This is a genomic window from Caballeronia telluris (assembly GCF_001544495.1).
Taxonomy (GTDB): Bacteria; Pseudomonadota; Gammaproteobacteria; order Burkholderiales; family Burkholderiaceae; genus Caballeronia; species Caballeronia telluris.
This window is the reverse complement of the sequence record NZ_FCNZ02000002.1, coordinates 59,148-78,897: the sequence shown is the minus strand read 5'-3', so window position 1 is coordinate 78,897 and position 19,750 is coordinate 59,148. Positions and strand designations below refer to the sequence as shown.

General features: G+C 65.3%; 21 protein-coding genes. 15 read left to right on the top strand and 6 right to left on the bottom strand.

From position 1 onward, the window contains the following. Window positions 1-52: 52 nt before the first annotated feature. Complete coding sequence (locus AWB66_RS03400) at window positions 53-775, top strand: (Fe-S)-binding protein (RefSeq protein ID WP_087628873.1); 723 nt, start codon at window positions 53-55, stop codon at window positions 773-775. An 18-nt stretch (window positions 776-793) separates the two neighbouring features. Then, on the top strand, window positions 794-2,206 hold the full coding sequence (locus AWB66_RS03395; RefSeq protein ID WP_087628872.1) for a lactate utilization protein B: 1,413 nt from the start codon (window positions 794-796) through the stop codon (window positions 2,204-2,206). A gap of 85 nt (window positions 2,207-2,291) precedes the next feature. Here AWB66_RS03395 and AWB66_RS33580 read toward each other — a convergent pair whose 3' ends face one another. Further along, on the bottom strand, window positions 2,292-2,831 hold the full coding sequence (locus AWB66_RS33580; protein WP_087628871.1) for a hypothetical protein: 540 nt from the start codon (window positions 2,829-2,831) through the stop codon (window positions 2,292-2,294). A 250-nt stretch (window positions 2,832-3,081) separates the two neighbouring features. Here AWB66_RS33580 and AWB66_RS03385 point away from each other — a divergent pair, with 250 nt between their 5' ends. The 10 genes from AWB66_RS03385 to iscX all read left to right on the top strand — a co-directional run bounded on the left by AWB66_RS03385 (window position 3,082) and on the right by iscX (window position 9,975). Continuing rightward, a complete protein-coding gene (locus AWB66_RS03385; protein ID WP_087628870.1) occupies window positions 3,082-3,324 on the top strand; it encodes a hypothetical protein in 243 nt (80 codons plus the stop codon). A gap of 151 nt (window positions 3,325-3,475) precedes the next feature. Beyond that, window positions 3,476-3,958: a low molecular weight protein-tyrosine-phosphatase gene (locus AWB66_RS03380; protein WP_087628869.1), complete on the top strand. Its 483-nt coding sequence runs from the start codon at window positions 3,476-3,478 to the stop codon at window positions 3,956-3,958. Between the two features lie 131 nt (window positions 3,959-4,089). Beyond that, window positions 4,090-4,617, top strand: coding sequence for a Fe-S cluster assembly transcriptional regulator IscR (gene iscR, locus AWB66_RS03375; RefSeq protein ID WP_087628868.1), 528 nt, complete (start codon window positions 4,090-4,092; stop codon window positions 4,615-4,617). An 84-nt stretch (window positions 4,618-4,701) separates the two neighbouring features. Further along, window positions 4,702-5,925 carry an IscS subfamily cysteine desulfurase gene (locus AWB66_RS03370; protein ID WP_087628867.1) on the top strand — a complete coding sequence of 408 codons (1,224 nt, stop codon included), beginning with the start codon at window positions 4,702-4,704 and terminating at the stop codon, window positions 5,923-5,925. Window positions 5,926-5,984: 59 nt separating this feature from the next. Further along, window positions 5,985-6,413: a Fe-S cluster assembly scaffold IscU gene (gene iscU / locus AWB66_RS03365; protein ID WP_087628866.1), complete on the top strand. Its 429-nt coding sequence runs from the start codon at window positions 5,985-5,987 to the stop codon at window positions 6,411-6,413. 117 nt (window positions 6,414-6,530) lie between these two features. Continuing rightward, a complete protein-coding gene (iscA, locus tag AWB66_RS03360; RefSeq protein ID WP_062636264.1) occupies window positions 6,531-6,854 on the top strand; it encodes an iron-sulfur cluster assembly protein IscA in 324 nt (107 codons plus the stop codon). Between the two features lie 89 nt (window positions 6,855-6,943). Continuing rightward, window positions 6,944-7,474 (top strand): Fe-S protein assembly co-chaperone HscB, encoded by a 531-nt coding sequence (hscB, locus tag AWB66_RS03355; RefSeq protein ID WP_087628865.1) that lies wholly within the window; start codon window positions 6,944-6,946, stop codon window positions 7,472-7,474. 45 nt (window positions 7,475-7,519) lie between these two features. Beyond that, window positions 7,520-9,385: a Fe-S protein assembly chaperone HscA gene (gene hscA, locus AWB66_RS03350; RefSeq protein ID WP_087628864.1), complete on the top strand. Its 1,866-nt coding sequence runs from the start codon at window positions 7,520-7,522 to the stop codon at window positions 9,383-9,385. Between the two features lie 36 nt (window positions 9,386-9,421). Continuing rightward, complete coding sequence (gene fdx, locus AWB66_RS03345; protein ID WP_087628863.1) at window positions 9,422-9,763, top strand: ISC system 2Fe-2S type ferredoxin; 342 nt, start codon at window positions 9,422-9,424, stop codon at window positions 9,761-9,763. A 14-nt stretch (window positions 9,764-9,777) separates the two neighbouring features. Beyond that, complete coding sequence (iscX, locus tag AWB66_RS03340) at window positions 9,778-9,975, top strand: Fe-S cluster assembly protein IscX (RefSeq protein ID WP_062636272.1); 198 nt, start codon at window positions 9,778-9,780, stop codon at window positions 9,973-9,975. A 103-nt stretch (window positions 9,976-10,078) separates the two neighbouring features. On the opposite strand, the gene AWB66_RS03335 is transcribed toward iscX, so the two are convergent. The 5 genes from AWB66_RS03335 to AWB66_RS03315 form a co-directional block, all read right to left on the bottom strand. Beyond that, on the bottom strand, window positions 10,079-10,801 hold the full coding sequence (locus tag AWB66_RS03335) for a glycine zipper 2TM domain-containing protein (protein WP_087628862.1): 723 nt from the start codon (window positions 10,799-10,801) through the stop codon (window positions 10,079-10,081). A gap of 254 nt (window positions 10,802-11,055) precedes the next feature. Next, window positions 11,056-12,582: a lysine--tRNA ligase gene (lysS, locus tag AWB66_RS03330; protein WP_087628861.1), complete on the bottom strand. Its 1,527-nt coding sequence runs from the start codon at window positions 12,580-12,582 to the stop codon at window positions 11,056-11,058. Window positions 12,583-12,696: 114 nt separating this feature from the next. Next, window positions 12,697-13,801 (bottom strand): peptide chain release factor 2 gene (prfB, locus tag AWB66_RS03325; RefSeq protein WP_125469654.1). Its coding sequence is split into 2 segments (ribosomal slippage): window positions 12,697-13,719 and window positions 13,721-13,801, totalling 1,104 coding nucleotides; the frame shifts between segments, so codons are not numbered across the junction. 114 nt (window positions 13,802-13,915) lie between these two features. Continuing rightward, a complete protein-coding gene (gene recJ / locus AWB66_RS03320) occupies window positions 13,916-15,619 on the bottom strand; it encodes a single-stranded-DNA-specific exonuclease RecJ (protein ID WP_087628860.1) in 1,704 nt (567 codons plus the stop codon). A gap of 18 nt (window positions 15,620-15,637) precedes the next feature. Next, complete coding sequence (locus AWB66_RS03315; protein ID WP_087628859.1) at window positions 15,638-16,732, bottom strand: regulator; 1,095 nt, start codon at window positions 16,730-16,732, stop codon at window positions 15,638-15,640. Window positions 16,733-16,941: 209 nt separating this feature from the next. Here AWB66_RS03315 and AWB66_RS03310 point away from each other — a divergent pair, with 209 nt between their 5' ends. Genes AWB66_RS03310 through AWB66_RS03300 form a run of 3 tightly spaced genes read left to right on the top strand, consistent with a single transcriptional unit; the run spans window position 16,942 to window position 19,696 of the window. Continuing rightward, entirely contained in the window at window positions 16,942-18,195 is a 1,254-nt protein-coding gene (locus AWB66_RS03310; protein WP_087628858.1) for a lipoprotein-releasing ABC transporter permease subunit, read from the top strand. After that, window positions 18,188-18,895 (top strand): lipoprotein-releasing ABC transporter ATP-binding protein LolD, encoded by a 708-nt coding sequence (lolD, locus tag AWB66_RS03305; RefSeq protein ID WP_087628857.1) that lies wholly within the window; start codon window positions 18,188-18,190, stop codon window positions 18,893-18,895. Before AWB66_RS03310 ends, lolD begins: the two co-directional genes overlap by 8 nt. Before the next feature lie 12 nt (window positions 18,896-18,907). After that, window positions 18,908-19,696 (top strand): TatD family hydrolase, encoded by a 789-nt coding sequence (locus tag AWB66_RS03300; RefSeq protein WP_087628856.1) that lies wholly within the window; start codon window positions 18,908-18,910, stop codon window positions 19,694-19,696. Window positions 19,697-19,750: the final 54 nt, after the last annotated feature.

Below are 19,750 nucleotides of genomic sequence, written 5' to 3'. Positions count from 1 at the left end.
ATCGCGGATAATCGGGGACGTTTCCCGTACGTGTCGAAAAAAGGAAGTCCCCATGCGAGTCGGTTTGTTCGTCACCTGTCTCATCGACCTGATGCGGCCGGAGATCGGTTTTTCCGTCATCAAGCTGATCGAAAAGGCTGGATTCGAGGTCGTCGTGCCGCCCGCGCAAACCTGCTGCGGCCAGCCCGCCTATAACTCCGGCGATCGCCGCCTCGCGCGCGATCTCGCCGAAAAGACGCTGCGCGAGTTCGAACAGTTCGACTACGTGGTGGTGCCGTCGGGCTCATGCGGCGGGATGATCCGCGCGCATTACGGCGATCTCTTTCGCGACGATCCCGAACTGATGAACCGCTACGCGCGCCTGCAGCCGCGCGTGTTCGAACTGACCGATTTCCTCGTGACGGTCGCGAACGCGCGCATCGAGCCGGGCGTGTTCGAAGGTGCCGTGACGTACCACGATTCGTGCTCGGGTCTGCGCGAACTCGGCGTCAAGGCGCAGCCGCGCGCGCTGCTCGCGCAGGCGGGCGTGCCGGTCACGGAGATGAAGGGCTGCGAACACTGCTGCGGCTTCGGCGGCACGTTCGCGGTGAAGTACGGCGACATCTCCACGGCGATCGTCGACGAAAAGTGCGCCAACATCCGCGAGAGCGGCGTTAATGCCGTCGTGCTCGGCGACCTCGGCTGCATGCTCAACATCGAAGGGCGCCTGCGCCGCACCGGCGACACCGCGACGCGCGTGCTGCATATCGCGCAAGTCCTCGCGGGCGACGCCTGACCGCCAACCGGAGCCGCCATGCAAGTCCAGACCATGCAGTTCAAGGCGCGCGCGGGCAGCAAGCTCGCCGACCAGCGCCTGCAACAGAACCTGACCAAACTGTCGACGAAATTCGTCAGCGCCCGGGCGAGCGCGATCACCGCGATCGACTTCGAGGCCACGCGCGCCGCGCTCAAGGAGCGCCGCGACCGCGCGCTGGAAAATCTCGACGTGTGGCTCGACACCTTCGAGCGCGAGGCGACGCGCCGCGGCGCGACGGTGCTCTACGCGGAATCGACGCAGGACGCGGCACGGCTCGTCGCTGACATCGCGCGCAAGCACGACGTCAAGAAGGTGATCAAGACGAAGTCGATGGTGTCGGAGGAAATGCAGCTGAATCGCGTGCTCGGCGAGATGGGCGTGCAGTCGATCGAGACGGATCTCGGCGAATACATCCTTCAGATCAACGACAACGAGCCGCCGAGCCACATCATTGCGCCCGTCGTCCACAAGGACAAGGAGGAGATCGCCGATCTCTTCGCGAAGACGCATCACAAGCCGCGCCTGACCGAGATTCCCGACATGACGCGCGAGGCGCGCGAGGTGCTGCGGCCGCACTTCATGTCGGCGGACATGGGCGTGACGGGCGGCAATTTCCTGATCGCGGAGACGGGTTCGGTGGCGGTCGTGACGAACGAGGGCAACGAAGGCATGTGCACCGTGATGCCGCGCGTGCACGTGGCCGTGACGGGCGTCGAAAAAGTGCTGCCGACACTCGAAGACCTCGCCACCGCGATGCGCCTCTTGCCGCGCTCGGCGACCGGGCAGACGATGTCGAACTACTTTTCGCTGCTGACCGGCCCGCGCGGCGCAGGCGATCTCGACGGGCCCGAGCACATGTATTTCGTGCTCGTCGACGGCGGGCGGACGGGGCTCATCGGCGGGGAATTTCGGGAGATGCTGCGCTGCATCCGCTGCGGCGCGTGCATGAATCACTGCCCCGTGTATCAGAAGATCGGCGGGCATGCGTATGGATGGGTGTATCCGGGACCGATGGGGTCGGTGCTGACGCCGGCTTATACCGGCATCGATCGCGCGCTCGATCTGCCGCAGGCCGCCACGCTTTGCGGCGAGTGCAACAGCGTCTGTCCCGTCGGGATACCGCTGTCGGACCTGCTGCGCAAGCTGCGCGAGAAGCAGGTCGAGCGCCGCCTGAGGCCGTGGAGCGAGCGCGCGGCGCTGGCCGCGTGGGGCTTCCTCGCGCTGCATCCCGGTTGGTATGCGCTCTTCACGAAGCTTTCGGCGCGCATCCTCGAACGCATGGGCGGGAACCGCAAAGCGATCACGCGATTGCCGCTCGGCGGCGGGTGGACCAACACCCGCGACATGCCCGCGCCCGTCGGCCGGACGTTTCGCGAACTCTACAAGGCGCAGCGATCGCATATCGGGTGAGCCGGTCTTCACATCCAACGGAAAAGCCGCGTGAATCCAAAGGATTCACGCGGCTTTTTCTTGCGTACGTTTGCTGGGTGCTGTGTCAACCGCCGAACGGCCCCGAACTCTGTCGCGGCGGCAACCCGCTGCGACTGCCGCCCTGGTTGCCTTGCGGAGCGGGCGCGACGGTCGGCCGGTTTGGCGCCGCTCCGCCGACCGCGACCGGTGGCGGGCGTCCGCCACCGCCGCCTGCCTGCTGTCCGCCCTGGCCGCCCTGGCCGCCGTGATTTCCGCCGCCGCCACCGCCCGCCTGCTGTCCCGGCGGCGGGCCGTTGTGTCCGCCGTGGCCGCCTTCCCCTTGCGGGCGTCCCTGCCAGCCGCCGCCCGACGGACGCCGGTAACCGGGGCCGTCGTCCCAGTATCGCCGCGGCGGCGGATTGTAATAGCCGGGACCGTAATAGCTCCCACCGCCGACGTACACGCCGGACTGCACGACGGGGCCGCCGTAACCATAGGCGCCATAGCCCGGGTCGTATCCGGCCGGATAACCGCCGCCATAGGCGGGCGTGCCGTCCGGGTAGACCGCGCATCCGGCGACGAGCGCCGACGACGTGATGACGATTCCTGCGACTGCGAGTTTCATGATGTTGGCAAAACCGTTGACCGATTACTTATCAGACACCGCGGTGGCGCGGGTGTCCCCGAAAACTTTGTAAGCCTTTATAACTGGCGGTGGAATTATCCACACATCGCGCGTGGCGAAACGGCTTGTTGTTCGCCGTGCAACAAAGCTTTGCTTTTAAGCGTCTTTATGAGATAAGGGCAAACCCGTAGACTTCTAGCTGTCGACAAGTGGGCCTGTTGCCCGCACGACATCGAAGCAGGGGTGCTCAATGAAAAAGACAATATCGACCTACTGGCCCGTCGCGATCCTCGTTCCGATCGTGCTTGCCGCCTACCTCAGCGCTGCGAGCAACGGCCATGCCGACGCCACGTCCGGCGAACTCGCGAGCAGCGCGAACCTGAGCGCGGAACTGGCGCGTGCGGTGTCCTTCGGATACGTCGAGCCCGACGGCATGTGGAATCCTGCGGGCGCATCGTCCGACGATGCGGCGCCGTCGCCGCGCGTGCTCTGAGACGCTTTTAGGCGCGTTCCGATGGCGCTGGCCGCCGAGTCCGGCGGTTTTTTCCGGCTCTTTGTATAATTCGCGGGAATTTGCGAAAAGCGGCGGGCGGCCACGCGCGCAGCCGGTGCAATCCCGCTCACTTCCTCGCCGCCTTCCAACGATGAACTCGATCGCCGTCTGCTTCGTGTGTCTCGGCAACATTTGCCGCTCGCCGAGCGCGGAGGCCGTGTTTCTGCATTGCGTGGCGCAGGCGAAGCTCGCTGACCGGATCATCGTGGATTCGGCGGGCACCGGCGATTGGCACATCGGCCAGCCGCCCGACGAGCGCGCGCAGCGCGCGGCCCGCCGGCGCGGCTACGACCTGTCGCCGTTGCGAGGCCGACAGATCACCGCCGACGACTTCGCGCACTTCGACCTCCTGATCGCGATGGACGACGCCAATGCCGCCGCGCTCACGGAAATCTGCCCGGCGGAGCACCGGGACAAGATTCGTCTGCTGATGGAGTTCGCGACGCGCGACGACAGCCGCGTGGTCGTCGACCCGTATTTTGGCGGCGACGATGGCTTCGAGCGCGTGCTGGACCAGTGCGAGGACGCGTGCGAAGGCCTCCTCAAGGCGCTGCGCACGCAACTCGTCGTCTAGAGCGCCGCACGCAGGCCGACCGCCGCTCCTTAAGTAAATTCCTATAGATTTTCCGAGCTGGATACTTGACTAAAAATGTAGGCTATTTATACTGGACGAAAATCCTCAAGTATTAGCGGTAGCCCCCAATTATGAGACTCACCACGAAAGGCCGTTTCGCCGTCACGGCGATGATCGACCTGGCTTTGCGCCAGGAGCAGGGCCCGGTGACGCTGGCCGGCATCAGCCAGCGCCAGCGCATCTCGCTTTCCTACCTCGAGCAGTTGTTCGGCAAGCTGCGCCGGCACGAGATCGTCGAATCGGTCCGCGGGCCGGGCGGCGGCTACAACCTCGCGCGCCGCGCGGAGAACGTGACGGTCGCGGACATCATCATCGCGGTCGACGAGCCGATCGACGCCACGCAGTGCGGCGGCAAGGGCAGCTGCGAAGGCACGAAGCAGCACGACGGCCACTGCATGACCCACGAACTCTGGGCGACGCTCAACCAGAAAATGGTCGAGTATCTCGATTCGGTGTCGCTCAAGGATCTCGTCGACCAGCAGCGGGCGCGCGAAGGATCGTCGGCGGTGCTGCGCGACCGGCGTACGGAGTCGGCGAGCGTCGATAAGGCGCGCGTCGTGCCCAAAGGACCGAATTCCGTTTTCAACCTGGCGGGCTGACGAACCCGCGCGCGCCCCGGGCACGTCGGGCGCAGCGCGAACGTCGAGAACAACGCCATTTGACCGTTTTACCCGGAGCGACTGATGAACAACGATATTCCCCACCTGCCCATTTACATGGACTACAGCGCGACGACCCCCGTCGATCCGCGCGTGGTGGACAAGATGATTCCGTATCTGCGCGAGCAGTTCGGCAATCCGGCGTCGCGCAGCCACCAGTACGGCTGGGACGCGGAGCGGGCGGTCGAGGAAGCGCGCGAGAACGTCGCCGCGCTGGTGAACTGCGACCCGCGCGAGATCATCTGGACGTCGGGCGCAACGGAGTCGGACAACCTCGCGATCAAGGGCGCCGCGCACTTCTACAAAAGTAAGGGCAAGCACCTCATCACGGTGAAGACCGAGCACAAGGCCGTGCTCGACACAATGCGCGAACTGGAACGCGAAGGCTTCGAAGTCACGTATCTCGACGTCAAGGACGACGGCCTGATCGATCTGGACAAGCTCCAGGCCGCGATCCGCCCGGACACGATCCTCGTCTCGGTGATGAGCGTGAACAACGAGATTGGCGTGATTCAGGACGTCGAGGCGATCGGCGAGATCACGCGCGCGAAGGGCATCATTTTTCACGTCGACGCGGCGCAGGCCACCGGCAAGATCGCCATCGACCTGCAGAAGCTCAAGGTCGACCTGATGTCGTTCTCGGCGCACAAGACGTATGGCCCGAAGGGCATCGGCGCGCTGTACGTGCGACGCAAGCCGCGCGTGCGCATCGAAGCGCAGATGCACGGCGGCGGCCACGAGCGCGGCATGCGCTCGGGCACGCTCGCGACGCATCAGATCGTCGGCATGGGCGAGGCGTTTCGCATCGCGCGCGAAGAAATGGCGACGGAAAACGAGCGCGTGCGCATGCTGCGCGACCGTTTGATGAAAGGTCTGCAGGACATGGAAGAGGTGTACATCAACGGCGACATGGAGCGCCGCGTGCCGCACAACCTCAACATCAGCTTCAACTTCGTCGAAGGCGAATCGCTGATCATGGCGGTGAAGGATGTCGCGGTGTCGTCGGGTTCGGCGTGCACGTCGGCGTCGCTGGAGCCGTCGTACGTGCTGCGCGCGCTCGGCCGTAACGATGAACTCGCGCACAGCTCGATTCGCTTCACGGTCGGCCGCTTCACGACCGAGCAGGACGTCGATTACGTGATCAACCTGCTGAAGGGCAAGATCGCCAAGTTGCGCGATTTGTCGCCGCTCTGGGAAATGCACAAGGACGGCATCGACATCTCGACCATCCAGTGGGCTGCGCACTGAGCGCCCCGGATCGCGACGGAATCGACGACCACACACGGAATACGAAAGGAGTTTGAATCATGGCATATAGCGACAAGGTTCTGGACCACTACGAAAACCCGCGCAATGTCGGCTCGTTCGGCAAGGACGACGACACGGTCGGCACCGGCATGGTCGGCGCCCCGGCTTGCGGCGACGTGATGAAGCTGCAGATCCGCGTGGGCGCGGACGGCGTGATCGAAGATGCGAAGTTCAAGACGTATGGCTGCGGTTCGGCCATTGCCTCCAGCTCGCTCGTGACCGAGTGGGTAAAGGGCAAGACGCTCGATCAGGCGCTGACGATCAAGAACACGCATATCGCGGAAGAACTCGCGCTGCCGCCGGTGAAGATCCACTGCTCGATTCTCGCGGAAGACGCGATCAAGGCAGCGGTCGCCGACTACAAGCAGCGTCACGGCGCGGCGGCTCCGGCAGCGGAGCAGACGCAAGCGAAGCAGCACGCGGCGTAAGTGAGTGGCGGGCGCACGAACGCGCCCCTGATTTTCGATGCAGAGCAAGGCTGCAGTCTGCGACCGCCGGGCTTGGAAGAACGCCGGGCGGACGAGCAACTGCGGGAACGAGAGACTATGGCAATCACGTTGACCGAAAAAGCGGCACAGCACGTGCATAAGTACCTGACGCGACGCGGCAAGGGCGTCGGCCTGCGGCTGGGCGTTCGCACGACGGGCTGCTCGGGACTGGCATACAAGCTCGAGTACGTCGACGAACTGTCGCCGGAAGATCAGGTGTTCGAGTCGGCGGGCGTGAAGATCATCATCGATCCGAAGAGCCTCGCCTATCTCGACGGCACCGAACTCGACTTCGCCCGCGAAGGATTGAACGAAGGCTTTCGCTTCAACAATCCGAACGCGAAAGACGAGTGCGGCTGCGGCGAGTCGTTTCGCGTTTGACGCCGGGAGTACCGGCAAAAGAGGCGGCGCGTGCCGCCTTTTTCTTTCGTGCTCCCGCTTATTGCATGTGTTTCACCTGATACCCCATCATGGCAACGCTCAACGACAGCCACTTCGACCTGTTCCACCTGCCGCCGACCTTCGCCGTCGACCAGCCGTCGCTCGACGACGCGTATCGCACGGTGCAGGCGCAGGTGCATCCCGACCGCTTCGCCGCGGCCGGCGACGCACAACGGCGCATCGCGATGCAATGGGCGACGCGCGCGAACGAGGCGTACCAGACGCTGCGCGATCCGTTGAAGCGCGCGCGCTACATGCTGTCGCTGCGCGGCGTCGATGTCGGCGCGGAGAACAACACAGCGATGGAGCCCGCGTTCCTGATGCAGCAGATGGAACGGCGCGAGAGCATCGAGGACGCGGCGGGCGCGAAGAATCTCGGCGCACTCGAAGCGCTGCTCGACGAATTGCGCGACGAAGAACGCCAGCGTTTTGCGAAGCTCGCGGCGCTGATCGACAGCCACGCGGATCAGGCAGCGGGCGAAGCCGTGCGCCAGTTGATGTTCATCGAGCGCGTCGCGAGCGAGATCGGCGCGCAGATCGAGAAGCTCGAACTCGCGTGAAGCGGACCCACTCCATGCGCGCGCATAACCCCCACTAAAACAACGATGGCTTTACTGCAAATCTCAGAACCCGGCATGGCGCCCGCGCCGCATCAGCGGCGCGTGGCGATCGGCATCGATCTCGGCACGACCAATTCGCTGGTCGCGGCCGTGCGCAGCAGCGTGCCCGAAGTGCTCCCCGATGAGGACGGCCACGTGCTGCTGCCCTCCGTCGTGCGCTATCTGGAAAAGGGCGGGCGACGTATCGGCCGGATCGCGAAGGAAGAAGCGGCGCTCGATCCGCGCAACACGATCGTCTCGGTGAAGCGTTTCATGGGGCGCGGCAAAAGCGAAGTGGAAGGGGCGGAAAACGCGCCCTACGATTTCATCGACGCGCCGGGCATGGTGCAGATCCGCACCGTCGATGGCGTGAAGAGCCCGGTCGAAGTGTCAGCGGAGATTCTCGCGACGCTGCGCTATCGCGCGGAAGACACGCTCGGCGAGGAACTCGTCGGCGCGGTGATCACGGTGCCCGCCTATTTCGACGAAGCCCAGCGTCAGGCGACGAAAGACGCCGCGCGCCTCGCGGGCCTGAACGTCCTGCGCCTCCTGAACGAGCCGACCGCGGCGGCCATCGCCTACGGTCTGGATAACGCGTCCGAAGGCCTGTACGCCGTCTACGACCTCGGCGGCGGCACGTTCGACCTGTCGATCCTGAAACTCACGAAGGGCGTGTTCGAAGTGCTGGCGGCGGGCGGCGACTCCGCGCTCGGCGGCGACGATTTCGACCATGTGCTGTATCGGCATGTGGTTGCGCAGGCGGGCGTCGAGATCGGCACGCCCGAAGACGTGCGTCTGTTGCTCGATCGCGTGCGCACGGCGAAGGAAGCGCTGTCGGACGCGCCGGAAGCGCGCATCGACGTGACGCTGTCGAGCGGCAAGTCGATCGGCGTGACGATCACCGAAGCGCAATTCGCGACGCTCACCGAAGCGCTCGTCGCGCGCACGCTCACGCCGACGCGCAAGGCGCTGCGCGACGCGAAGGTGGCGCCCGCGGACATCAAGGGCGTCGTGCTGGTCGGCGGGGCGACCCGCATGCCGGTGATCCGGCGTGCCGTCGAACAGTATTTCGGCCAGCCGCCGCTCATCAATCTCGATCCGGACCAGGTCGTCGCGCTCGGCGCCGCGATCCAGGCCGATCTCCTTGCCGGCAACCGCCGCGGCGAGGGCGACGACTGGCTGCTGCTCGACGTCATTCCGCTCTCGCTCGGCGTCGAGACGATGGGCGGCCTCACGGAGAAGATCATCCCGCGCAATTCGACGATTCCCGTCGCGCGCGCGCAGGATTTCACGACCTTCAAGGACGGCCAGACCGCGATGGCGATCCACGTCGTGCAGGGCGAGCGCGAACTCGTCGCCGACTGCCGGTCGCTCGCGCGCTTCGAGCTGCGCGGCATTCCGCCGATGGCGGCGGGCGCGGCGCGCATTCGCGTGACCTATCAGGTCGACGCTGACGGCCTTCTGTCCGTGTTCGCGCGCGAGCAGGAATCGGGCGTGGAGGCGTCGGTGGTGGTGAAGCCGTCCTACGGTCTCGCCGACGACGACATCGCCCGCATGCTCGAAGAGAGCTTCACCACGGCCGAAACCGACATGCGCGCCCGCGCGCTGCGCGAGGTGCAGGTGGAAGCGCAACGTCTCGTCGAAGCGACGCAGGCGGCGCTTGCCGCCGACCCGGAACTCCTCGACGACGCTGAACGCGCGCAGATCGACGCATTCGTTGCGGAACTGGCGACGGTCGCGCGCGGCGACGACCACGACGCGATCGAAACCGCGACCAAGACGCTCTCGGAAGCGACCGACGAATTCGCCGCGCGCCGGATGAACAAGAGCATTCGCCGCGCGCTCGCGGGCCGCAAGCTCGACGACGTCTGATCGAACCATCGAATCTACGGAATTACGGAAAGACTCATGCCTCAAATCGTTGTACTGCCTCATGTGGAACTGTGCCCGGACGGCGCGGTGATCGACGCCGACCTGAGCAAGAGCATCTGCGACAACCTGCTGGATCACGGCATCGAGATCGAGCATGCCTGCGAGAAGTCGTGCGCGTGTACGACGTGTCACGTGATCATCCGCGAGGGCTTCAATGCGCTCGTGCCGTCGGAAGAAGACGAGGACGATCTGCTCGACAAGGCCTGGGGTCTCGAGCCGACATCGCGGTTATCATGTCAGGCGATGGTGCCGGCCGAAGAGGATCTGGTCGTCGAGATCCCGCGCTACTCCATCAATCACGCAAAGGAAAATCACTGACAGGAGCGCTTGCCATGAAGTGGACGGACACGCAGGAGATCGCGATGGCATTGACCGACGCGCATCAGGAAATTGATCCCCAATATGTACGTTTCACGGATCTGCATCGCTGGATCACCGAGCTGGAAGGCTTCGACGACGATCCGTCGAAGTCGAACGAAAAGATTCTCGAAGCGATTCAGGCCGCGTGGATCGAGGACGCGGATTATTGAGCGTCCGCGATTTCGTATCGCATAGGCCAATCGAAAACGGCGATTCCGAATGGAATCGCCGTTTTGCTTTTGTGCTCGCTTTTTGATTGCCGAGAGCGGCCGGTCAGCCAGCCGAGAGCGTGCCGTTGCGCACGCGGACCGGCTGGCCTTGCTGGAACGGCGGCGGCTCGCGATACGTGAACGTGCGGTACTTGCCGCTCTCCATGCGCACGCGAACGGTGTAGTCGGTTTCGCTGCGGACGTGCTTTTCGACCGAATTGCCGGCGAGGCCGCCGCCGAGCGCGCCGAGGAGCGTCATCGCGGTGCGGCCGCCGCCGCTGCCGAACTGGTTGCCGACGACCCCGCCCGCGACCGCGCCGCCGACCGCGCCGATGCCGGTACCGTGGCCTTCACGCTTGACCGCCGTGATCGATTCGACCGTACCGCAGGTCGAGCAGTAGGCCGGTTTTTGCGCATAGGACGGCTGAGACGGAGCCGCGGGTTGCGCGGGCGGTTGTTGCGCCAGTTGCTGCTGCTGCGCTGCGGCCTGCTGTTGAGCCTGTTGCTGGGCGGCTTGCTGGGCCGCTTGCTGTTGAGCCGCCTGCTGCTGAGCGGCCGTTGCACTCGGAGAAGCCGAATCGACGACGGGTTGCGGTGCGACCGCAGCAGTCTGCGTTTGCCCGTTCTGGGCGAGATTGCTCGACGCCTTGGGGAAAATCCCGGTGATCGCAGCCGTCGCCGCCAGACTCGCGATGATGACCGCGCCCGCCGCCGTCGCGATCAGCGGGTGCAGGCGTCGCGATTGCGACGCGCCGGGTGGGGTGAGCTTGTCGTTGGTATCAGCCATGTGGAACCTCCGCTTCGAGGCGCGTGATGTATGAGCGTAGTGTCGCGGAAATCGGCCCCGCAGGCATTTCAATCTGTAACGGAAACCGACGCTCGTTCCTCTTAGTTCAAGCACTTTCGGTGCCAGAACACGCCATTCCAGCGGACCGCCGCCGAAGCGGCGTGTGAGCTTTTACCGATGGTTACACTCGTCGCGGAAGAAAAAACGCGCATCGTGCGATGCGCGTTTTTTCAACGACTTGGTGCCGGGGCAACTCAATCTTCGCGACGCAGATGCGGGAACAAAATCACGTCGCGGATGCTCGGGCTGTCGGTGAGCAGCATCACCAGACGGTCGATACCGATGCCGCAGCCGCCTGTCGGCGGCATGCCGTATTCGAGCGCGCGGATATAGTCGGCGTCGTAGTACATCGCTTCCTCGTCGCCGGCGTCCTTTTGGTCGACCTGCTTCTGAAAGCGCGCCGCCTGATCTTCCGGATCGTTCAGCTCGGAAAAACCGTTCGCGATCTCGCGGCCCGTGATGAACAACTCGAAGCGCTCGGTGATGCCGTCCACCTTGTCCGACGCACGCGCGAGCGGCGACACCTCGATCGGGTAATCGATGATGAACGTGGGCTCCCACAATTGCGACTCGGCGGTTTCCTCGAAGAGCGCGAGTTGCAGCGAGCCGACGCCCGCGTTCAGAAACGCCGGCTGCGCCGTGTCGACGCCGAACTTCTTCAGTTCCGTGCGCAGGAACGCGGCATCGGCGAGTTGCTCGGTCGTGTAGTGCGGCGCGTATTTCTGGATGGCCTCCACGATCGTCAGCCGATGGAACGGCTTGCCGAGATCCAGCTCGCGGCCCTGATACGTGATGGCCGCGGTGCCGCGCGCGTCAACGGCGGCCTGGCGGATCAACTGCTCGGTGAAGTCCATCAGCCACTGATAATCGGTGTAGGCGGCGTAGAACTCCATCATCGTGAATTCCGGATTGTGACGCGGCGACACGCCCTCGTTACGGAAATTCCGGTTGATTTCGAACACGCGCTCAAAGCCGCCGACGATCAGCCGCTTCAGGTACAGCTCGGGCGCGATGCGCAGGAACATCTGCATGTCGAGCGCGTTGTGATGCGTGACGAAAGGCTTGGCCGCCGCGCCGCCGGGAATCGGATGCAGCATCGGCGTCTCGACTTCCATGAAGTTCGCCTGCGCCATGAAATTGCGGATCGACGTGAACGCCTTCGTGCGCGCGATGAACGTCTGCCGCGCTTCGGGCGTCACGATCAGGTCGACATAACGCTGGCGATAGCGCATTTCCTGGTCGGCGAGACCGTGGAACTTGTCGGGCAGCGGGCGCAGCGCCTTCGAAAGCAGCCGCAATTCCGTGCAGCGCACCGACAGTTCGCCCTTGTTGGTGCGAAAGAGCACGCCCTTCGCCGCGACGATGTCGCCCAGGTCCCACTTCTTGAACGCGTCGTAGACTTCCGCGCCGACGTCCGCCGGCGTGATGAAGAACTGGATCTGGCCGCTGCCGTCCTGCACGGTCGCGAAGCTCGCCTTGCCCATCACGCGCTTGAGCATCATCCGGCCGGCGAGCGCGACTTGCAGCGGATTCGCTTCGAGCGCTTCCTTGTCGGTGTCGGCGAATTCGGTTTGCAGCGCGGCGGCGTGATGCGTCGGACGAAAATCGTTCGGATAGGCGATGCCTTGCTCGCGCAGCGCGCGCAGCTTCTCGCGGCGTTCGGCGACGATCTGGTTCTCTTCCAGTTCGGGAGCGGCGCTCGTCTGGGTCGGTTCGGTCATGATGATTTGGCTTTGATTTCGGTTGGGCGACAAGCGCGGCGTGGCGTGAGCCGGGCAGTGCGCCGCTCGGAAAACGATGCGGCGCGGCTTCGTGAAAAGCCGCGCCGTTCGCGCTTACACGCCCTGTTTCAGGCTGGCGCTGATGAAGTCGTCGAGGTCGCCGTCGAGCACGGCCTTCGTGTTGCTGATTTCGACGTTGGTGCGCAGATCCTTGATGCGGCTGTTATCGAGCACGTAGGAGCGGATCTGATGGCCCCAGCCCACGTCCGACTTGCCCGCTTCGAGCTTGTCCTGTTCCGACTGGCGCTTGCGCATTTCCGCTTCGTAGAGGCGCGATTTCAGCATCGCCATGGCCTCGGCGCGGTTGCGGTGCTGCGAGCGGTCGTTCTGGCACTGCACGACGATGCCGCTCGGTATGTGCGTGATCCGCACGGCCGAATCGGTCTTGTTGATGTGCTGGCCGCCCGCGCCCGACGCGCGGAACGTGTCGATGCGCAAATCCGCCGGATTGACGTCGATTTCGAACGAATCGTCGATTTCCGGGTACACGAACACCGATGAAAACGACGTGTGCCGACCGCCCGACGAGTCGAACGGCGACTTGCGCACGAGGCGGTGAATGCCGGTTTCGGTACGCAGATAACCGTACGCGTATTCGCCTTCGACCTTGATCGTCGCGCTCTTGATGCCAGCGATATCGCCTTCGGATTCTTCCAGCACTTCCGTTTTGAAGCCCTTGCGCTCGGAATAGCGCAGGTACTGACGCAAGAGCATTGCGGCCCAGTCGCACGCTTCGGTGCCGCCGGCGCCGGCTTGAATGTCGATGAAGCAGTTGTTCGGATCGGCCGGATTCGCGAACATCCGGCGGAACTCCATGTCTTCGACGCGCGCCTTGAGCGACGCTGCGTCGGCTTCGCAGGCGACGAGCGTTTCCTCGTCGTTTTCCTCGCGGCCCATGTCGAAGAGATCCTGCGTGTCGCGCAGGTCGCGATCGAGGTCGGTGAGCGTCGTGACGACGCCGTCGAGCAGCTTCTTTTCCCGGCCGAGCGCCTGGGCGTTCTTCGAGTCGTTCCACACGTTCGGGTCTTCGAGAACCCGGTTGACTTCCTCTAGACGCTGGGCTTTGGCGTCGTAGTCAAAGATACCCCCGAAGCTCGCCCGCGCGATGGCGCAGGTCGGCGAGAAGGTTCTCGATCGAGTTGAGACGTTCCGCTTCCATGTTCGATCTTTCGGCTAAGTGAAAAGGGGAAATTATAGCCGATCGGACGTTTCGGACGCGCCCGGGGGCCGCTTGCGCGGGGTGTCGGGCAGCCCACGCGCGCCAGCAAAAAATCTACCCCGCGTGCTCGACGATCATCTGCACGCGCGCGACGCCGTTCCACGAATCGCTGACGAGCCGGTAGGCGACGGTCGCGCGCGCGGGAAGCGGATCGACGTGATTGAACCAGATCGCCGAAAAGCGCTGACGGCCGCGCGCGAGTTGCAGTTTCAGGTGCTTATCCTTGACGAGCGCCTGCGACGCCACCTCGAACTCGCCGGAAAAGACCGGCGCCGGGAAACCCTGTCCCCAGACGGCCGCGTCGATCAGTTCGACGAATTGCGGCGTGAAATACGCGTCCTCCAGCTCGCCGTCGGTCTCGACGACCCGCGAGAGCGCGTCCGCCGTCAGCCACTCGCGCCCGACGGCTTCGAACGCCGCCGTGAAGCGCGGGATGTCGGCGGTGGCGATCGTGAGGCCCGCGGCCATCGCGTGGCCGCCGAATTTCACGATCATCCCGGCTTCGCGCTTCGAGATCAGATCGACCGCGTCGCGCAGGTGAAAGCCGGGAATCGAGCGCCCCGAGCCCTTCGAGAGCACGCCGCTCTCGTCGGCGTGCGCGAACGTGAACGACGGCCGGTGATAGCGCTCCTTGAGCCGCCCGGCGACGATCCCGATCACGCCCTGATGCCACGCCGGATTGAAGAGCGTGAGCGTCGCGCGGTCGCCGGGATCGACCGATTGCAGTTCGTCGAGCGCCTGCTGCTGCATGCCCGCTTCGATCTCGCGCCGCTCGCGGTTGATCGCATCGAGTTGCTGCGCGAGTTCCCACGCGCGGCCGATGTCGTCGGTCGTCAGGCACTCGATGCCGAGCGACATGTCCGAGAGTCGTCCCGCCGCGTTCAGGCGCGGGCCGAGCGCGAAGCCCATGTCGAAGCCGGACGCCGCGCGCGCGTCGCGCCCGGCCGCGCGAAAGAGCGCGGCGATTCCCGGCTGCATGCGGCCCGCGCGAATCCGCTTCAGGCCCTGCGCGACGAGAATCCGGTTGTTCGGATCGAGCTTCACCACGTCCGCGACCGTGCCCAGCGCGACCAGATCGAGCAGGCCGTCGAGGCGCGGCTCGGGGTGCGCGTCGGTGAAGGCGTTGCGGCGGCGCAGTTCGGCGCGCAGCGCGAGCAGCACGTAGAACATCACGCCGACGCCCGCGATGCACTTGCTCGGAAAGGTGCAGCCCGGCTGGTTCGGATTGACGATTGCGCGCGCGGGCGGCAGTTCGTCGCCGGGGAGGTGATGGTCGGTCACGAGCACGTCGATGCCGAGCGCGTTCGCGGCCTCGACGCCGTCCACGCTCGCGATGCCGTTGTCGACCGTGATCAGCAGATCGGGCTGGCCCGCCGGATTGCGCGCGGCCAGTTCGACGATTTCCGGCGTGAGGCCGTAGCCGTATTCGAAGCGGTTCGGCACGAGATAGCCGATCTGCGCGCCGAACATGCGCAGCCCGCGCACGGCGACGGCGCAGGCAGTCGCGCCGTCGCAGTCGTAATCCGCGACGACGAGCATGCGGCGCTTCGCGGCGAGCGCGTCGGCGAGCACCACGGCGGCTTCGTCGCAGCCTTTCAGGCCGACGGGTGCATGCAGGCGCTTCAGCTCCGTTTCGATTTCGTCGGGCGTGCTCACGCCGCGCGACGCGTAAAGCCGCGCGATGACCGGATGCAGGCCGTGACGCATCAGCACTTCGGCATCGACGGGGGAGGGGGCGCGGGTGACGATTCGGGTCATGCGAGAAAGGCCGGTGATTTATTCGATGAAGAGCGCGGCGATCGGGCGGCGCCGCCAGAACTTGCGCAGCGTGCCGCGCGTGACGGTGAGCGTCACCGAACCGGTGTCGCTGCAAAGCGTCATGGCGAGCGTGCCGAGCGAGCCGTCGTTCAGCGCGGCGAGCGCGGGCGCGAACCAGTCGGCTTCGAGTTGTTGCAGCGCCGCGTTCCAGCGCGCCCAGTCCTGTTCGATGAAAGGCGCCGAGAACGGATCGAGTTCGACGAGCGTGCGGCCTTTGTCGTCCGCTGCGGCGAGCGCGCTGAACGACGCGGGCGGCGCCGAGGGCGAAAGATCGGCGGCGAGCGCGAGTCCGCGCGTCGCCGCGGCGTGGGACATCACGCGCGAAAACGGGCTCGATACCGTTTGATAGACGCCTTGCCCGTGCAGCCAGATCGAGTTGATCGCGGGGAGGCCGCGCGCCTCGCGGGCTTCGTTCAGCGGATGTTCGAACCACGCCATCTGCACTTCGTTCTGCAGCTTCATCCACGCGCGCGAACGCTGGCCGGTCTTCGCTTCGTGCGGCAGCCAGATTTCGATGTTGCGTCCACTTGCGCGCAGCGGCGACGCGCCCGACAGCGCGCCGAGGCTCTCGCCCGACACATACCAGCGCGTCGCGCCCGGCGCCTGCACGTCGACGCCCATCTCTTCGATCAGCGGCTGCACGGTTTGAAAGAGCGCGCGGGCTTCGTCGGCGGAGACTTCGAGCGTCGCCGGATCGATCAGCACCAAATGATCGTGCGCGATCCGCACATGCACCGGCTCCACGCAGGCCCAGCGCGCATCGCCGGGCGTGCCGCCGTCGGCGAGCAGCATATAGGGCGCGAGCGGCGCGTCGTCGGCGAGCGCGGCATCCGTTGCGTCCGCGACGCCGAATGCGCGCGCGATCCAGCGCTCGTGCGGCAGCGTGCGCTGGAAATCCTCGCCGATCACGCGCTCGTCGAGCGTCGCGCGGGCGAGCAGCTTTTCGAGCGCGGGGGTTTCCAGGTTGTGCAGCGCGGTCGCGGCGTCCGCGGCGGACGGCAGCGCGAACGGGAGCAGAAGGTGAAGGTGGTGAACGGGCATGATGGTGCGCATTGTATGGCAAACTTCGCGGTTGACTGATCGCCCGGCGCGGGGCTCGCGCCCGCCCGAATGCGCGCCAGGGCGTCCGGTGGGCGATTGGGCGCGTATATAGCGCGTATATACGATGATTCGTGAAGATGCGCGTCGCGCAAGAATCGCAAACGGCACGCGGGCCGGCTCGCCGGCCTCCTGCTTGCGCGGATCGAAACAAAAGGACTCGCTTGAAACTACCCTACGAATGGCAGATCGGCTGGCGCTACACGCGCGCCAGCAAACGCACGACAGGCAACGGCTTCATCTCCTTCATCGCGCTCGTTTCGATGGCGGGCATCGCGCTCGGCGTCGCCGCGCTGATCGTCGTGCTCTCGGTCATGAACGGCTTCCAGAAGGAAGTCCGCGACCGCATGCTCTCGGTGCTCTCGCACGTCGAAATCTTTTCGCCGACCGGCTCGATGCCCAACTGGCAACTCACCGCGCAGGAAGCGCGCCGCAATCCGGAAGTGACCGGCGCGGCGCCGTATGTCGAGGCGCAGGCGCTGCTCACGCGCCAGGGCGCGGTGAGCGGCGTGGCGTTGCGCGGCGTGGAGCCGTCGCTGGAACCGCAGGTCTCCGACATCGGCCGTGAAATGCGCGCGGGCTCGCTCGCGAGCCTCGTGCCGGGCGAATTCGGCATCGTGCTCGGTGCCGATCTCGCGACCAATCTCGGCGTCACCACCGGCGACAAGATCACGCTCGTCGCGCCCGAAGGCACCATCACGCCGGCCGGCATGATGCCGCGCCTGAAGCAGTTCACGGTCGTCGGCGTGTTCGAATCGGGGCATTACGAATACGACTCGACCCTCGCGCTCATCGCCATCCGCGACGCGCAGGCGCTGTTTCGCCTGCCCGCGCCGACCGGCGTGCGTCTGAAGCTCAAGGACATGCAGCGCGCGCCCGACGTCGCGCACCAGCTCGCGCGCACGCTCTCTGGCGATCTCTACATCCGCGACTGGACGCAGCAGAACAAGACCTGGTTCTCCGCCGTGCAGATCGAAAAGCGCATGATGTTCATCATCCTCACGCTGATCATCGCGGTAGCGGCGTTCAACCTGGTTTCGTCGCTCGTGATGACCGTCACCGACAAGCAGGCCGACATCGCCATCCTGCGCACGCTCGGCGCGCAGCCGGGCTCGATCATGAAGATCTTCGTCGTGCAGGGCGTGACGATCGGCTTCATCGGCACGGCGATCGGCGTGTCGCTCGGGTGTCTCATCGCGTGGAGCATTCCGTGGCTCGTGCCGATGATCGAGCACCTGATCGGCGTGCAGTTCCTGCCGCCTTCGGTGTATTTCATCAGCGAACTGCCGTCCGAACTCGTGCCGGGCGACGTCGCGAAGATCGGCATCATCGCGTTTGTGCTGTCGTCGCTCGCGACGCTCTATCCGAGCTGGCGCGGCGCGAAGGTTCGTCCGGCGGAGGCGCTGCGCTATGAGTGATACGAACAACACCATCGTGCTGCAGGCTTCGGCGATCTCGAAGACCTTCGTGCAGGGCGGCTTCAACGTGCAGGTGCTGAACAACGCGCAACTCGACGTCTATCGCGGCGAGAAGCTCGCGATCGTCGGCGCGTCGGGGTCGGGCAAGAGCACGCTGCTGCACGTGCTCGGCGGCCTCGACGAACCGAGCGCGGGCAAGGTCTCGCTGCTCGGCAAGCCGTTCACGGAACTGAAGGAGCGCGAGCGCAACGAACTGCGCAACCGCGCGCTCGGCTTCGTGTACCAGTTTCATCATCTGCTCGCGGAATTCACCGCGCTCGACAACGTCGCGATGCCGCTCAGGATTCGCCGCATGCCGGAAGAAGCCGCGCGCCGCCAGGCGATGGACATGCTGGAGCGCGTGGGCATCGGGCATCGGGCGAAGCATCGGCCGGGCGAGCTGTCGGGCGGCGAGCGGCAGCGCGTGGCGATCGCGCGCGCGCTCGTGACGCATCCCGCGTGCGTGCTCGCGGACGAACCGACCGGCAATCTCGACGGCGGCACCGCCGACACCGTGTTCAACCTGATGCTGGAGTTGTCGCAGACACTCGAGACGAGCTTCGTGATCGTCACGCACGATCCCGACCTCGCCGCGCGCTGCGACCGCATCATGCGGCTGCGCGACGGCGTGCTGTACGAAGAGCCGCCGGTCCCGGTGTAAGCTCTCCAGATCATGTGGATCGATACGCACTGCCATCTCGATGCTTCCGAATTCGACGCGGACCGCGACGACGTTGCGGCATCGGCGCGGCGCGCGGGCGTGTCGCGGATCGTGATTCCGGGTGTCGAGCGCGCGAACTTCGCGACGGTGCGCGATCTGGCGCATTGCATCGACGGCGGGGCATATGCGCTCGGCATTCATCCGCTTTTCACGCCGCGCGCGCAGGACGACGACTTGCGCGTGCTGCGCGAAACGATCGCCGCGAGCCTCGACGATCCGCGCTTCGTCGGTATCGGCGAAATCGGGCTGGATTATTTCGTGCCGACGCTCGACGACGCCCGCCAGCAGTTCTTCTACGACGAGCAACTGAAAATCGCGCGCGAGTTCGATCTGCCCGTGATCTGCCACGTGCGCAAATCGCAGGACAAGGTGCTCAAGGGGCTGCGCGTCAATGGCGTGAAAACCGGCATCGCGCATGCGTTCAACGGCAGTTTCCAGCAGGCCGAGGCGTTCATCGCGCACGGCATGCATCTCGGTTTCGGCGGCAATCTCACGTTCGAGCGCGCGCGGCAGATTCGGCGGCTCGCGCAGCAACTGCCGCTCGCGGCGATCGTCCTCGAAACCGATGCGCCCGATATCGCGCCGTCCTGGCGCTACAAGGAACGCAACGCGCCGGATCAGGTGCCGGGCATCGCTGAAGTGCTGGCGCAACTGCGCGGCATCGACGAAGCGGCGCTTTCCCTAGGCACAACGGCTAACGCTCACGCCGCGCTGCCGCGACTCGGGCTGCTCTCCTCATAATCGTTGTCGTGTCGACGACGGACATCGGATGAATCGGTCATCCGGTGCGGATGC

What these genes read in the sequence shown, in the direction of transcription:
- AWB66_RS03400 (WP_087628873.1), top strand. Translation starts at nt 53, where the DNA reads ATGCGAGTCGGTTTGTTCGTCACCTGTCTCATCGACCTGATGCGGCCG.
- AWB66_RS03395 (WP_087628872.1), top strand. Translation starts at nt 794, where the DNA reads ATGCAAGTCCAGACCATGCAGTTCAAGGCGCGCGCGGGCAGCAAGCTC.
- AWB66_RS33580 (WP_087628871.1), bottom strand. Translation starts at nt 2,831, where the DNA reads ATGAAACTCGCAGTCGCAGGAATCGTCATCACGTCGTCGGCGCTCGTC.
- AWB66_RS03385 (WP_087628870.1), top strand. Translation starts at nt 3,082, where the DNA reads ATGAAAAAGACAATATCGACCTACTGGCCCGTCGCGATCCTCGTTCCG.
- AWB66_RS03380 (WP_087628869.1), top strand. Translation starts at nt 3,476, where the DNA reads ATGAACTCGATCGCCGTCTGCTTCGTGTGTCTCGGCAACATTTGCCGC.
- iscR (WP_087628868.1), top strand. Translation starts at nt 4,090, where the DNA reads ATGAGACTCACCACGAAAGGCCGTTTCGCCGTCACGGCGATGATCGAC.
- AWB66_RS03370 (WP_087628867.1), top strand. Translation starts at nt 4,702, where the DNA reads ATGAACAACGATATTCCCCACCTGCCCATTTACATGGACTACAGCGCG.
- iscU (WP_087628866.1), top strand. Translation starts at nt 5,985, where the DNA reads ATGGCATATAGCGACAAGGTTCTGGACCACTACGAAAACCCGCGCAAT.
- iscA (WP_062636264.1), top strand. Translation starts at nt 6,531, where the DNA reads ATGGCAATCACGTTGACCGAAAAAGCGGCACAGCACGTGCATAAGTAC.
- hscB (WP_087628865.1), top strand. Translation starts at nt 6,944, where the DNA reads ATGGCAACGCTCAACGACAGCCACTTCGACCTGTTCCACCTGCCGCCG.
- hscA (WP_087628864.1), top strand. Translation starts at nt 7,520, where the DNA reads ATGGCTTTACTGCAAATCTCAGAACCCGGCATGGCGCCCGCGCCGCAT.
- fdx (WP_087628863.1), top strand. Translation starts at nt 9,422, where the DNA reads ATGCCTCAAATCGTTGTACTGCCTCATGTGGAACTGTGCCCGGACGGC.
- iscX (WP_062636272.1), top strand. Translation starts at nt 9,778, where the DNA reads ATGAAGTGGACGGACACGCAGGAGATCGCGATGGCATTGACCGACGCG.
- AWB66_RS03335 (WP_087628862.1), bottom strand. Translation starts at nt 10,801, where the DNA reads ATGGCTGATACCAACGACAAGCTCACCCCACCCGGCGCGTCGCAATCG.
- lysS (WP_087628861.1), bottom strand. Translation starts at nt 12,582, where the DNA reads ATGACCGAACCGACCCAGACGAGCGCCGCTCCCGAACTGGAAGAGAAC.
- recJ (WP_087628860.1), bottom strand. Translation starts at nt 15,619, where the DNA reads ATGACCCGAATCGTCACCCGCGCCCCCTCCCCCGTCGATGCCGAAGTG.
- AWB66_RS03315 (WP_087628859.1), bottom strand. Translation starts at nt 16,732, where the DNA reads ATGCGCACCATCATGCCCGTTCACCACCTTCACCTTCTGCTCCCGTTC.
- lolD (WP_087628857.1), top strand. Translation starts at nt 18,188, where the DNA reads ATGAGTGATACGAACAACACCATCGTGCTGCAGGCTTCGGCGATCTCG.
- AWB66_RS03300 (WP_087628856.1), top strand. Translation starts at nt 18,908, where the DNA reads ATGTGGATCGATACGCACTGCCATCTCGATGCTTCCGAATTCGACGCG.